Origin of the sequence: Paenibacillus sp. FSL F4-0243, from assembly GCF_037963295.1 — a bacterium.
In the GTDB taxonomy this organism is placed as follows: domain Bacteria; phylum Bacillota; class Bacilli; order Paenibacillales; family Paenibacillaceae; genus Paenibacillus_AQ.
In genome coordinates, this window is record NZ_CP150151.1 from 6,025,081 (window position 1) to 6,038,750 (window position 13,670).

At 46.5% G+C, this 13,670-nt stretch carries 6 protein-coding genes, 16 tRNA genes and 2 rRNA genes; 2 read left to right on the forward strand and 22 right to left on the reverse strand.

Features of this window, described 5'->3' with window-relative positions; translation table 11 throughout:
- Positions 1–87 precede the first annotated feature (87 nt).
- The gene (locus NSS87_RS26650) at positions 88–837 is read left to right on the forward strand and encodes an AraC family transcriptional regulator (RefSeq protein ID WP_339243489.1); all 750 of its coding nucleotides are present in this window, start codon (positions 88–90) and stop codon (positions 835–837) included.
- A 134-nt stretch (positions 838–971) separates the two neighbouring features.
- Here the strand turns inward: NSS87_RS26650 and NSS87_RS26655 are convergent.
- The 19 genes from NSS87_RS26655 to NSS87_RS26745 form a co-directional block, all read right to left on the reverse strand.
- Positions 972–1,050 (reverse strand) — tRNA-Leu (locus NSS87_RS26655).
- 14 nt (positions 1,051–1,064) lie between these two features.
- Positions 1,065–1,138 (reverse strand) — tRNA-Cys (locus tag NSS87_RS26660).
- A gap of 12 nt (positions 1,139–1,150) precedes the next feature.
- Positions 1,151–1,225: transfer RNA gene (locus NSS87_RS26665), tRNA-Gly, on the reverse strand.
- A gap of 6 nt (positions 1,226–1,231) precedes the next feature.
- Positions 1,232–1,306 (reverse strand) — tRNA-Gln (locus tag NSS87_RS26670).
- A gap of 21 nt (positions 1,307–1,327) precedes the next feature.
- Positions 1,328–1,400 (reverse strand) — tRNA-His (locus tag NSS87_RS26675).
- A 40-nt stretch (positions 1,401–1,440) separates the two neighbouring features.
- A tRNA-His gene (locus NSS87_RS26680) sits at positions 1,441–1,516 on the reverse strand.
- Positions 1,517–1,552: 36 nt separating this feature from the next.
- Positions 1,553–1,626: transfer RNA gene (locus NSS87_RS26685), tRNA-Trp, on the reverse strand.
- 6 nt (positions 1,627–1,632) lie between these two features.
- Positions 1,633–1,718 (reverse strand) — tRNA-Tyr (locus tag NSS87_RS26690).
- Positions 1,719–1,723: 5 nt separating this feature from the next.
- Positions 1,724–1,799: transfer RNA gene (locus NSS87_RS26695), tRNA-Thr, on the reverse strand.
- A 20-nt stretch (positions 1,800–1,819) separates the two neighbouring features.
- Positions 1,820–1,895: transfer RNA gene (locus tag NSS87_RS26700), tRNA-Phe, on the reverse strand.
- A gap of 7 nt (positions 1,896–1,902) precedes the next feature.
- Positions 1,903–1,980 (reverse strand) — tRNA-Asp (locus tag NSS87_RS26705).
- Positions 1,981–2,006: 26 nt separating this feature from the next.
- A tRNA-Met gene (locus NSS87_RS26710) sits at positions 2,007–2,083 on the reverse strand.
- A gap of 17 nt (positions 2,084–2,100) precedes the next feature.
- Positions 2,101–2,176: transfer RNA gene (locus tag NSS87_RS26715), tRNA-Val, on the reverse strand.
- Between the two features lie 55 nt (positions 2,177–2,231).
- Positions 2,232–2,306, reverse strand: a tRNA-Glu gene (locus NSS87_RS26720).
- A 17-nt stretch (positions 2,307–2,323) separates the two neighbouring features.
- A tRNA-Ser gene (locus NSS87_RS26725) sits at positions 2,324–2,416 on the reverse strand.
- Between the two features lie 3 nt (positions 2,417–2,419).
- A tRNA-Asn gene (locus NSS87_RS26730) sits at positions 2,420–2,495 on the reverse strand.
- A gap of 60 nt (positions 2,496–2,555) precedes the next feature.
- Positions 2,556–5,484 (reverse strand): 23S ribosomal RNA (locus NSS87_RS26735).
- Positions 5,485–5,727: 243 nt separating this feature from the next.
- Positions 5,728–7,285 (reverse strand): 16S ribosomal RNA (locus NSS87_RS26740).
- The 16S and 23S rRNA genes sit together here with 16 tRNA genes alongside, the layout of an rRNA operon.
- 428 nt (positions 7,286–7,713) lie before the next feature.
- Complete coding sequence (locus tag NSS87_RS26745) at positions 7,714–8,592, reverse strand: nucleotidyltransferase-like protein (RefSeq protein WP_042191792.1); 879 nt, start codon at positions 8,590–8,592, stop codon at positions 7,714–7,716.
- A 127-nt stretch (positions 8,593–8,719) separates the two neighbouring features.
- Between NSS87_RS26745 and NSS87_RS26750 the strand changes: the two genes are divergently transcribed.
- Positions 8,720–9,085, forward strand: coding sequence for a DUF2614 family zinc ribbon-containing protein (locus NSS87_RS26750; RefSeq protein ID WP_076285462.1), 366 nt, complete (start codon positions 8,720–8,722; stop codon positions 9,083–9,085).
- Between the two features lie 115 nt (positions 9,086–9,200).
- On the opposite strand, the gene NSS87_RS26755 is transcribed toward NSS87_RS26750, so the two are convergent.
- The 3 genes from NSS87_RS26755 to NSS87_RS26765 all read right to left on the reverse strand — a co-directional run bounded on the left by NSS87_RS26755 (position 9,201) and on the right by NSS87_RS26765 (position 13,633).
- Complete coding sequence (locus tag NSS87_RS26755) at positions 9,201–10,922, reverse strand: glycosyl hydrolase family 18 protein (protein WP_339243490.1); 1,722 nt, start codon at positions 10,920–10,922, stop codon at positions 9,201–9,203.
- Between the two features lie 242 nt (positions 10,923–11,164).
- The gene (locus NSS87_RS26760) at positions 11,165–11,596 is read right to left on the reverse strand and encodes a Fur family transcriptional regulator (protein ID WP_042191799.1); all 432 of its coding nucleotides are present in this window, start codon (positions 11,594–11,596) and stop codon (positions 11,165–11,167) included.
- Between the two features lie 126 nt (positions 11,597–11,722).
- The gene (locus NSS87_RS26765) at positions 11,723–13,633 is read right to left on the reverse strand and encodes a DUF4097 family beta strand repeat-containing protein (RefSeq protein ID WP_339243491.1); all 1,911 of its coding nucleotides are present in this window, start codon (positions 13,631–13,633) and stop codon (positions 11,723–11,725) included.
- Positions 13,634–13,670: the final 37 nt, after the last annotated feature.

Consider the following 13,670-nt stretch of genomic DNA (forward strand, 5'->3'; position numbering starts at 1 on the left):
TCATATCAAATATTAATGAAAATAATTATATGATTTCGGTCATATTTTTGTATGATTCGGCTAAAACATAATTATTGGAGGGTCATCATGGATCGTGTTCTATATATTGTAAATGCAGCACATGAGGTTAATACCTATATTCCACCACACCAGCATGAATGTTATGAACTAGTCTATTATTTAAACGGCTTAGGAACTACCAATATAGGTTCGCGAAGTTATCATTTTCGTTCTTCTTCATTCGCGCTGATACCACCCAATCATAAACATGATGAGAATCATCGCGAGGATGCTACTATACTATTTGTAGGCTTCCATTCAAATCACCCATATATGGAGAATTTGCAAGGCGTATATGAAGATGATAAAGACCATACTGTTCTACAGATCTTGCTTCGAATGAAAGCAGAGTTTACGCGCAAACAAGATGGATTCTCTGAACTATTGAACCTGCAAATGAGCGAAATCACTGTTCATCTGATACGGCTTCTTAGTGCCTCTGGGTTTCAATCACCAACGGAAGACAGAGTCCAATATGTTCTAAACTATATGAATGAGCATTACCGCCATAAGCTATCGGTCGCAACACTTTCAGAGATGTCTGGATACAGCTATGATCGTTTCCGCCATTTATTTAAAGAACGATTCGGTTCTTCACCTCTGCGCTATCTACTATTGAAACGTCTGGATTATGCAAAGTCTCTCTTGCAACATACCCAAATGCATATCTCTGAAGTATCAGCTGCTGCTGGGTTTGTGAATGACGCCCAATTCTGCAATATGTTTAAACGTGAAATTGGTCTCACCCCACGAGCATTCCGACTAAGCAGTCAATAAAACAAAACTCCACACAAAAAGGCCGTTGATTAGAGACGCCTCTAATTCAACGGCTTAAGAATAAAAAGCTCAAAGACAAAGAAAAAAGGTTTGTAAAGTTGCTTATACAAGCGACTTTACAAACCTTTTTGATATACCGGCGAGAGGACTCGAACCTCCACGGTTTCCCTCTCGATTTTGAGTCGAGCGCGTCTGCCATTCCGCCACGCCGGCACATATGAAATTAATGGAGGCGCCACCCAGATTTGAACTGGGGATAAAGCTTTTGCAGAGCTTTGCCTTACCACTTGGCTATGGCGCCATATGAAAACTTTGGAGCGGACGACGGGAATCGAACCCGCGACCCTCGCCTTGGCAAGGCGATGCTCTACCGCTGAGCCACGTCCGCATAAAATGGCTGGGGATATAGGATTTGAACCTATGCATGACGGAGTCAAAGTCCGTTGCCTTACCGCTTGGCTAATCCCCAATAACATTTTAAAATAAAAGGGGCGACTGATGGGTCTCGAACCCACGAATGCCGGAACCACAATCCGGTGCGTTAACCACTTCGCCACAATCGCCATATTAAACTAATATTGTTGCTGTTCTTCTTAAAGTAAATGGGGCGACCGATGGGACTTGAACCCACGAATGCCGGATCCACAAACCGGTGCGTTAACCCCTTCGCCACGACCGCCATATTAAACTTTAGAGAAAGACTTTAGATAAAGATTGGCAGGGGCAGCAGGAATTGAACCCACACCAACGGTTTTGGAGACCGTTGTTCTACCTTTAAACTATGCCCCTAAAAAATGGTGGGGGATGATGGATTCGAACCACCGAACACGTACGTGAGCAGATTTACAGTCTGATGCGTTTGGCCACTTCGCTAATCCCCCAAAGATGGTGCCGGCGAGAGGACTTGAACCCCCAACCTACTGATTACAAGTCAGTTGCTCTACCAATTGAGCTACACCGGCATATTAAGTTGTATACTATATGGTGGCTCGAGACGGATTCGAACCGCCGACACGAGGATTTTCAGTCCTCTGCTCTACCGACTGAGCTATCGAGCCAAGAAAATGGCGGAACCGACGAGATTCGAACTCGCGATCTCCTGCGTGACAGGCAGGCATGTTAGGCCAACTACACCACGGTTCCAAAAGATATAATTACTTGATGAAAATTGGTTGCGGGGGCAGGATTTGAACCTGCGGCCTTCGGGTTATGAGCCCGACGAGCTACCGGGCTGCTCCACCCCGCGTCGTTCTTAAATGAATATGGTGGAGGCTGAGGGGATCGAACCCCCGACCCTCTGCTTGTAAGGCAGATGCTCTCCCAGCTGAGCTAAGCCTCCGTAAACAACAATTGTTATTGTACCAAAGTCCACTATGTAAAATCAAGTGAAAATTTGGTGACCCGTATGGGATTCGAACCCATGTTACCTCCGTGAAAGGGAGGTGTCTTAACCCCTTGACCAACGGGCCATACTAAGTAAAATTTGTGGCGGAGAGAGAGGGATTCGAACCCTCGAGACGCTTGTGGCGCCTACACGATTTCCAATCGTGCTCCTTCGGCCAAACTCGGACACCTCTCCATATGGCTCCCCGAACAGGACTCGAACCTGTGACAACTCGATTAACAGTCGAGTGCTCTACCAACTGAGCTATCAGGGAATATTCATACCAGGCTTGATGCCTGAAAACTGAATCCGAATTGAATTTGCGTCTTAAGTATAGGATAAGCCCTCGACCGATTAGTATTGGTCAGCTCCATGCATTACTGCACTTCCACCTCCAACCTATCTACCTCGTCGTCTTCAAGGGGTCTTACTAATTGGGAAATCTCATCTTGAGGGGGGCTTCACGCTTAGATGCTTTCAGCGCTTATCCCGTCCGTACGTAGCTACCCAGCCATGCTTCTGGCGAAACAACTGGTGCACCAGCGGTACGTCCATCCCGGTCCTCTCGTACTAAGGACAGCTCCTCTCAAATTTCCTGCGCCCACGACAGATAGGGACCGAACTGTCTCACGACGTTCTGAACCCAGCTCGCGTACCGCTTTAATGGGCGAACAGCCCAACCCTTGGGACCTACTTCAGCCCCAGGATGCGATGAGCCGACATCGAGGTGCCAAACCTCCCCGTCGATGTGGACTCTTGGGGGAGATAAGCCTGTTATCCCCAGGGTAGCTTTTATCCGTTGAGCGATGGCCCTTCCATGCGGTACCACCGGATCACTAAGTCCGACTTTCGTCCCTGCTCGACTTGTAGGTCTCGCAGTCAAGCTCCCTTATGCCTTTGCACTCTTCGAATGATTTCCAACCATTCTGAGGGAACCTTGGAACGCCTCCGTTACTCTTTAGGAGGCGACCGCCCCAGTCAAACTGCCCGCCTGACACGGTCCCCGTACCCGATTAGGGTACTAGGTTAGAACCTAGATACGATCAGGGTGGTATCCCAACGGCGCCTCCACCGAAGCTTGCGCTCCGATTTCTACGGCTCCCACCTATCCTGTACAGATCGTACCCAAATTCAATATCAAGCTGCAGTAAAGCTCCATGGGGTCTTTCCGTCTTGTCGCGGGTAACCTGCATCTTCACAGGTATTAAAATTTCACCGGATCTCTCGTTGAGACAGCGCCCAAGTCGTTACGCCATTCGTGCGGGTCAGAATTTACCTGACAAGGAATTTCGCTACCTTAGGACCGTTATAGTTACGGCCGCCGTTTACTGGGGCTTCGGTTCATAGCTTCGGGTTACCCCTAACCACTCCCCTTAACCTTCCAGCACCGGGCAGGCGTCAGCCCGTATACTTCGCCTTGCGGCTTCGCACAGACCTGTGTTTTTGCTAAACAGTCGCTTGGGCCTTTTCACTGCGGCCCCCTCGTGCTATTCACACTACCGGGGCACCCCTTCTCCCGAAGTTACGGGGTCATTTTGCCGAGTTCCTTAACGAGAGTTCTTCCGCGCGCCTTAGAATTCTCTTCTCGCCTACCTGTGTCGGTTTGCGGTACGGGCACCTTCTCCTGGCTAGAGGCTTTTCTTGGCAGTGTGAGATCATGACCTTCGCTACTACAATTTTCGCTCCCCATCACAGCCCAGCCTTAATGATGTGCGGATTTGCCTACACATCAGCCTCACTGCTTAGACGGACATATCCATCAGTCCGCGTCACTACCCTCCTGCGTCACCCCATCGCTCATAGCGGATTACGGTGGTACAGTAATTTCAAACTGTTGTCCTTCGACTACGCCTTTCGGCCTCGCCTTAGGTCCCGACTTACCCTGAGCGGACGAGCCTTCCTCAGGAAACCTTGGGCTTTCGGCGGATCAGATTCTCACTGATCTTTTCGTTACTCATACCGGCATTCTCACTTGTATGCTGTCCAGCGCTCCTTACGGTACACCTTCAACCCACATACAACGCTCCCCTACCCCAGATACATACGTATCTAGCCATAGCTTCGGTGGTGTGTTTAGCCCCGTTACATTTTCGGCGCAGAGTCACTCGACCAGTGAGCTATTACGCACTCTTTCAATGGTGGCTGCTTCTAAGCCAACATCCTGGTTGTCTGTGCAACTCCACATCCTTTCCCACTTAACACACACTTGGGGACCTTAGCTGATGGTCTGGGCTGTTTCCCTTTTGACAATGGATCTTAGCACTCACTGTCTGACTCCCGGCAATAAGTATATGGCATTCGGAGTTTGACTGAGCTTGGTAATCCTTGCGGACCCCGCACCCAATCAGTGCTCTACCTCCACTACTCTTATACCGAGGCTAGCCCTAAAGCTATTTCGGGGAGAACCAGCTATCTCCGAGTTCGATTGGAATTTCTCCGCTACCCCCACCTCATCCCCGCATTTTTCAACATGCGTGGGTTCGGGCCTCCAGTGCGTGTTACCGCACCTTCACCCTGGACAGGGGTAGATCACACGGTTTCGGGTCTACGTCCACATACTAAATCGCCCTATTCAGACTCGCTTTCGCTGCGGCTCCGTCTTCTCGACTTAACCTTGCATGTTAAACGTAACTCGCCGGTTCATTCTACAAAAGGCACGCCATCACCCATAAATAGGGCTCTGACTTTTTGTAAGCACACGGTTTCAGGTTCTATTTCACTCCCCTTCCGGGGTGCTTTTCACCTTTCCCTCACGGTACTGTTTCACTATCGGTCGCCAGGTAGTATTTAGCCTTAGCAGATGGTCCTGCTGGATTCATACGGGGTTTCACGTGCCCCGCACTACTCGGGATCCGTCTCGGAGAGAACACAGTTTAGGCTACAGGGCTTTTACCTCTATCGCGGGCCTTTCCAGACCTCTTCGCCTACCATATTCCTTTGTAACTCCATGTGAGACGTCCCACAACCCCTAAGAGCAAGCTCTTAGGTTTAGGCTGTTCCGCGTTCGCTCGCCGCTACTGACGGAATCACTATTGTTTTCTCTTCCTCAGGGTACTTAGATGTTTCAGTTCCCCTGGTCTGCCTCTACATCTCCTATGTGTTCAGAGATGAGTAACTGCGAATTACCACAGCTGGGTTTCCCCATTCGGACACCCCCGGATCAAAGCTTGCTTACAGCTCCCCGAGGCAGTTTCGTTGTTCGCCACGTCCTTCGTCGGCTCCTGGCGCCTAGGCATCCTCCGTGTGCTCTTATTAGCTTAACCTTGATTTTTCCGCAGGAAAATATCATACAATGACATTCTCTTTGGAATCATCTCACTAATAACTTTTACTTGTTTGCACAAGTTGCTAAAAGATGTTCTAAAACGCAAATTCGTTTCGGTATCCAGTTTTCAAGGATCAAGTCTTACTTGAGAGCTTAAACTCTCAAAACTGAGCAACGAGTGAGTTGTGGAAGCTTAACTTCCGATTTGAATGTCTTCATTGCAGAAGACGATTCTCCATAGAAAGGAGGTGATCCAGCCGCACCTTCCGATACGGCTACCTTGTTACGACTTCACCCCAATCATCTACCCCACCTTCGGCGGCTGGCTCCCTTGCGGGTTACCCCACCGACTTCGGGTGTTGTAAACTCTCGTGGTGTGACGGGCGGTGTGTACAAGACCCGGGAACGTATTCACCGCGGCATGCTGATCCGCGATTACTAGCAATTCCGACTTCATGCAGGCGAGTTGCAGCCTGCAATCCGAACTGAGACCGGCTTTGATGGGATTGGCTTCACCTCGCGGTTTCGCTTCCCGTTGTACCGGCCATTGTAGTACGTGTGTAGCCCAGGTCATAAGGGGCATGATGATTTGACGTCATCCCCACCTTCCTCCGGTTTGTCACCGGCAGTCACTCTAGAGTGCCCAGCTTAACCTGCTGGCAACTAAAGTTAAGGGTTGCGCTCGTTGCGGGACTTAACCCAACATCTCACGACACGAGCTGACGACAACCATGCACCACCTGTCTCCTCTGTCCCGAAGGCCGCCACTATCTCTAGTGGATTCAGAGGGATGTCAAGACCTGGTAAGGTTCTTCGCGTTGCTTCGAATTAAACCACATACTCCACTGCTTGTGCGGGTCCCCGTCAATTCCTTTGAGTTTCAGTCTTGCGACCGTACTCCCCAGGCGGAGTGCTTACTGTGTTAACTTCGGCACCAAGGGTATCGAAACCCCTAACACCTAGCACTCATCGTTTACGGCGTGGACTACCAGGGTATCTAATCCTGTTTGCTCCCCACGCTTTCGCGCCTCAGCGTCAGTTACAGCCCAGAAAGTCGCCTTCGCCACTGGTGTTCCTCCACATATCTACGCATTTCACCGCTACACGTGGAATTCCACTTTCCTCTTCTGTACTCAAGTCACCCAGTTTCCAGTGCGACCTCAGGTTGAGCCCAAGGTTTAAACACCAGACTTAAATGACCGCCTGCGCGCGCTTTACGCCCAATAATTCCGGACAACGCTTGCCCCCTACGTATTACCGCGGCTGCTGGCACGTAGTTAGCCGGGGCTTTCTTCTCAGGTACCGTCACTCCGATAGCAGTTACTCTACCGGACGTTCTTCCCTGGCAACAGAGCTTTACGATCCGAAAACCTTCATCACTCACGCGGCGTTGCTCCGTCAGACTTTCGTCCATTGCGGAAGATTCCCTACTGCTGCCTCCCGTAGGAGTCTGGGCCGTGTCTCAGTCCCAGTGTGGCCGTTCACCCTCTCAGGTCGGCTACGCATCGTCGCCTTGGTGGGCCGTTACCCCACCAACTAGCTAATGCGCCGCAGGCCCATCCCTCAGTGACAGATTGCTCCGTCTTTCATTCTTTCTTCAGGAGAAAAAAGAAATTATCCGGTATTAGCTACCGTTTCCGGTAGTTATCCCAGTCTAAGGGGCAGGTTGCCTACGTGTTACTCACCCGTCCGCCGCTAAGTTATTTTGAAAGCAAGCTTTCAAAATAACTCCGCTCGACTTGCATGTATTAGGCACGCCGCCAGCGTTCGTCCTGAGCCAGGATCAAACTCTCCAATTAGTATTGAAAAGAGCGATATGCTCATTTTGAAACATCTGACGAGAAAATTAATTCTCTAATTTTGGATATCACTTTCGTGATTTCCTACTCACTCGTTGTTCAGTTTTCAAAGATCAAGCTGTTTATTTCGTCGTTGTGTTGTTCAGCAGCGACCTTTATAATATATCACAGCGTCCTCGTTTTAGTCAACCTTTTTTTTAATTTCTTTTTTCGGTTGTCTTTCGAATGTTTTCGAAAGCACATCTCTGTGTCAGAGGGACGAGTTATAATTTAACACATGAACTAGGAAAGAGTCAACCATAAATTTATTAGAATAAATATGAGCGCATCATAATAGCGAGCAAACAAAAAAGAGAGTGCTCAGCCTCTCCCTATCCCTACTTATTTTATCTATAGATTACCGGCAAATCCTGCATCTAATTTCTTCTTTATAAGGTATATCGGATCGCATGCCCCTCTCCCCCATGACCGTCAGCCCATAAAGTAATCTCACGGATTAGCGAACGAGAAACAAGCTTTCGTAAAACTAGGGGCAACTCAGCCTCTAATTGACACAGGCCAGAATGCTGTAGTAATTCTTTTATACTCCATGCTTCCTTACGACTATTCAGAATATTGAAAAGCAATGCACAACAATCCGTCATTTTGGACATGATCCCAAATTCACAGGCTAGAAGAACAAGCTCTACTCTTTGCTCTAAGGTCTCCGTGCTGATGGTTAGTTCCTCATATAGTTTATGGACAGAAGTGTTCATACTTTTAACCTGCTCCCAAACAGCCGGCTCTGGAAATGAACCAGATTCACTCACTTCTATTCTTGCCCAATGATATAGAGCCATCAATACACAGTTATACGCATCCATAATGTAGCCAGCTTCTATATACCGTTTAGATTTCACATACAAATGCAAGAATCGCGCAAACTCCATGAACTCAACTCGTTCCTTAAGAGGCCCTTCAAATTGTAAAATCTCCCGGCGCATATCCCCTAGTATTCCTTTGGGATCCCAGATCACTTCCCCAATCATCAAACTAGTAAGGAGCTCGTTATTATCTCCCGCCATGACAGCCCGCTCCAAAGCGGAAAGGCCAATATGGACTGACTGGGTCCGTGTGTCACCGGCAATGGTGTGGCGAACAATATGTTCCAAATCCTGTTCCTCATGTAAAACTAACACAACCATATCAAAATCGTGAAGTAGCGCGCTTTGAAAAGGAGTACTCCCTTTCTGCCGCAAAGCGACAGCTCCTAAAACATTTTCTTCAAACGTTTCTCCACTCAACAAAGTTACATTGGATAATTCCATGCTTCCCTCCATTAAATTTGGCGAATTTGCGTCCAGTCAGTTATAATTCAGTTATAATAATTATTCTACATATGAAAGACAGTTCCTTCTGGACAACCCAACTATATTTAGTTAGGAGCAAACACTCATGAAGTTTAAAACGGCTAAGATCAACGCTTTTCGCACATGGGGATTACTGCTCACAATGCTCGGAATGGGACTTATGGTTTTGGGTACAGCAGGCATCGTATTCTGGGGATCGACTGGGAAAGTATTCGCTGGAATCGGACTTGTAATCGGTTTAATTTCCATGATGGCAAGTCTTGCGATCTATTTCTGGGCTGGCATGCTCTCAACGAGTGCAGTTCAGCTAGAGTGCCCTGAGTGTCACAAGCTGACCAAGATGCTCGGTAAAACAGACCGCTGTATGTTCTGCCACACCATTCTTACTATGGATCGGGCTGAGGCTACTATTACTGCAGATCAGCTTGAGCATCAGCAACTAAACCACTAAACACACCTTACAGAGGCTCATTACTAACTAGTTAAAATGCACTCAAATATTTGTTAATACAACAAAGAGGCCCCCGATATGGGAGCCTCTTTGTTTGTTATAAATGAAATTATGATTACTTATGAATCTCTTGTAATGCTTCCCATGCTGATGGATTGCTAAAACTGCGATTCCATGATCCGATGCCTCCAAGCCCCATGGACTTAGCAAGCTCAACTCTTGATTTTAAGCTAACCTTATCTTCTATCCATATTTTCTTAAGAGCGCCATCTTCCTTGTACTCTACGTAATTCTGCCCAGCAGCCTTATCAAATGTAGGAGTTAGCTTCTTCTCTTTGATAATTTTTTCAACGGCATTCATACTAACGGATTTGGAGCTTACCTTTGTCTTGCCATCTACTTGAGCCTCAGTCCAGATGCGGGTGTACAATGGGATCCCCAAAATCACCTTCTCAGGCGGCACATTGTCTTCCTCTATGATCCGGCTTATTGAATTCTCTACCCAAGGTAAGGAGGCAACAGAGCCCGCGATAGGGCTAGCTGCCCAATGTTCATCATAAGCCATCACGATTAGATAATCGACTAATGTCCCAAGAGCCTTACGATCAAGGAATGCTGACCACATCTCGCTATTGGATTTAGGTGTCACGTCTATGGAGACGATTAGATTCTTAGCCTGAGCCATCGGTTTTAGCTCTCTCATAAATTGAGTGACATTCTCTCCGTCTTTCGTATACACATTCTCAAAATCGATATTAATTCCATCCAAATTGTATAAATCCGAATATTCTAAGATCTGTACGATTGCATTCATCCGTTTCTCATAGCTGGACAATGCCTCAGTAGTCATGTCTGGATCGAAGCTATTGCTAAGCAACCCCCATACCTCTAACCCGCGCCCATGCGCCCACTGCACATACGCACTGTCGGCCTGACTGCGCACATTGCCATCACCATCTATAATACTAAACCAGGTTGGGCTAGCCACGTTAACGCCTGGTAGCTCACCGAAGGTTTCTGGGTTAGGTTTGCGTTGGTAAACAGCCTCCCAATACAAATTCACTGACTTCCCTTTCCAGTTACGTTCAGCGCGTGTTGGCGTGGATTTTTTCGGTTCCACTGTCTTTTGACCATCCCGAACAATGTCACTTGCCTTGGCATAACCTGCATACCCGCTGCTTAATTGTACAAACAGCCAGTCCTTATTTTCTTCATTCCAAATATTCACGACTGCCCCAGGAGACATATCCGCAACTATAGGTGCGTGGATGGATGCCTCATTTCGTAGAGCTACTGACTTGTCGCCTTTTTCACCTTTAACTTTTCCTAGCGAGACAGATTCTCCTGCCGTCATTAGTAGTATTGCTCCGGTATTCGTATCCTCCTGTATTTCAAACCCATATAGATCTTCTAATACATCCGCAGGAAGGTAGGTCACTTTCTCCTTTACTTCAGGCGCTAACCGCAGCTGCAGCGGACGATTGTTCAGACTAGCATCGGTTTTATCCTCCTGCATGTAAAGGAGCTCACTATCCGTTGATAGGATGACCGATTTCGTCTTCTCTTCATAACGAATGGAAGGATCCACATACTCTTGCAACAATGGTAATGGTAATAGCATGCTATCTCCAGTCCCCGAGGCAGAATAACCTGTATGCTCTCCTTTTACAAAGATGGGGTGCGCTTGAGCTTTCCAATCTACATCTATGTGCTGACGATTTGGCAATACATAAAACACTACCCAATATGCTGCTGCTACAATGATTAAAAGTCCAAATAACCGCCTAAAAAAACCTCCGCGCTTTTTGACGCGCCTCTGTCCCAGTCTTCTGTCCAAAATATATCCTCCAGATAATAATATGATTTTTAGTAGAGTCTAACATTACGATTATAACATCCACTTGGTTTCGTATAACCAGTAGAAAATAGTCATTTATCCTACAAATTGTTATATTCAAGAAGAAATGACGTTGTCGTTCTTATATTTGTAAAAAAATAAAAACGTGAGTCCTCCGCTTTCGGATTTCGCACGTTTAGTGATAACTTGGTAGATCGCCTTGATACCGTTCTATTCTAGTCTTAATGCTGCTTCTCTCTACAACTTTTGCAAAATCCATGCAGCTCCATACGCAATCCTGTAATCTTAAAGCCTGTAGCTTGCTCAGCATGCAGCTCTACATCCCTAAGCGAAGGATAACTGAAATCCTCAATCTTACCGCATTTCTGACATATAACATGATAATGATCAGACACATTGGCATCAAAACGGCTGGAGCTATCCCCATAGGTCAACTCACGAACCATGCCAGCTTCCATAAACATCTTGAGATTATTATATACGGTTGCCACGCTCATGCTCGGAAATTTAGGCTCTAATGCCCGATATATATCGTCAGCTGTAGGATGATTCATTGCTTCCATCAAATACGTAAGAATCGCATGACGCTGGGGCGTTATACGGACACCTGTTGTTTTTAATTGTTCCAATGCATGTTGTACGCCACTCCCCATGACTGTCACCGCCTTTTAAATTTAAAAATAAAAGAAATATTTCTTATAATTGTAAGACTGGGTTTTCAATCTTGTCAACGAAGTCGATACATTATATTCATTATTATATAAGAAAAATTACTTTTTTCAATAACCTCTCACATTTAAGTTGCTGTTTCCCTCAACCTGAATCTTGAACTCACCTGTGCCCACTTCACCAGATATCTTCTTCTTATCAATCGTTAAGGTAGATAAATCTGAAATAATATCACCATATCCACTTGAGCCATTCAACTTATAGTTCCCTAACTGCGGCAAATACAATTGAATATCGCCAACTGCACTATAAATGTCCCAGTCTCCTCCAATTTCATGTGAACGAACATCAATGATGCCATTCAAGGATTCTGCATGCAGCTTCGATCTGGCTCCATCAATCTCTAAATTACCATTTTTGCTAGAAATATCGATCTCGGCTTCATTCCCGGTTGCACCGATATTGCCAACTGCCGTTGATAATTTCAAGGCTCCTGTGACATTCCAAGCATTCATATTGCCACCGCTCGTTGATAAATCAACGCTGCCCTGGACGGATCTCGCACGCACAGCTCCATTCAGTGTTTTCCCTTTCACATTACCAAAGATACGATGAAGAATAAGTTCTCCATTTCCCGTTTCCAGCGAAATATCTTCGATCGCTTCTATGTTCTGCAGGGTGATCCCACCATTCATAGTGCGAACATCTAGGTTAAAACGGCGGTCTTCCGGCAAAGAAATGTCCAAATCCATTCGCGGCTGACGCTTACCTGATTCTCCGTACGCCTTGCTGTTTGAAGTTATTTTTATAGTTGGTCCTTCAACAACATCCACAAAGGACTGTTCCGAAATGGCCTCAGCCATCGGACCTTCCAATTGATCTACCCAAACTGTAGTAGTAATTTGAATATTATCTACGGGAGCCCGGTGCAATAAAATATCTCCATTAATACCATCAACGGATATTTTGGCTGTATTTAACTTCACTGGAACAATAAGTGGAGCCTTCTGAAATTTACTTCCCTTCGCCTCGCCATAGTCGACTGCAGCTGCTGTAAGGTTGAGACTCACATTTTTCCACAGATATAAGTAATGTTCTTGTTCGGCAACGATAAACACACTCGCAGCAAGCAATATAGCAGATAAAAGGCCGCGTAAATCCAATCTGATTCTTGTTCCCTTTTGTACAGAGCCTGAACGACCAGAGAAGAAATACATGAACAGGAACTCAATCCCCCACAACACTGGGATGACCGGCCACCACTTCAAGAGTAAAAGCATATAATCCGACCCGTCTCTCCAATCCAGAAACAACGGGATGGCCATAGCAATAAGCAAGACCGATGCCGTATATCTTCCTACACGCCGGTTATGAGACTCATTTTTCTTGCGCGAAACGATTCCTCTGACAATTTCTCTCGCTCCTACATATATACCACCACATAATAAAACTGCAGACACGGCCACTTCGGAGTAATGCTCAATAAAAAATTGCAGCCATGCTGGCTTTTGGCGAAACAGAATGAGAAGCGCTCCCCCTAAAAGAAGTAGAAATCCAAAGGATACGCCAGGTTCACTGACGATACTACGACGCTTAGGAGGTGTAGTTATTTTTGCCACAGGATCATCAAGCTCTTGATCTTCAGGGTAACGGAGAATCTTGTCCGCTGATTGCAGTACATCATACACATTATAGAAATATATCGCCGGAATAATCAGTGCAAGTAAAATAAGCAACGGAACATTAATCTGCATTCCAATGGATGAGAAATAAATTAAAGCTGAGATATCCAATAGTATCAAGAAGATAAAGGTAATTCCTTTGCGGAGAAGCCCAAAGTATAAGTGCCCAGTTCCTGGGATGAGAGCTGCCAATAGTCCAGCGATAAATTTGCGTTTGCGGCGGCGCCGTTTTGGACGTGGAGGGATTATCTTCTTCTGAATCTCACTCTCCGTAGTCTCAAGATCGGCTGAACCCCGCTGCTCTTCCTGCGCTGAGAGTATTGCAGAATCATTTGTCATATCTCGGCTCCTCCTTTCGTAAACATGGGTCTGTGTA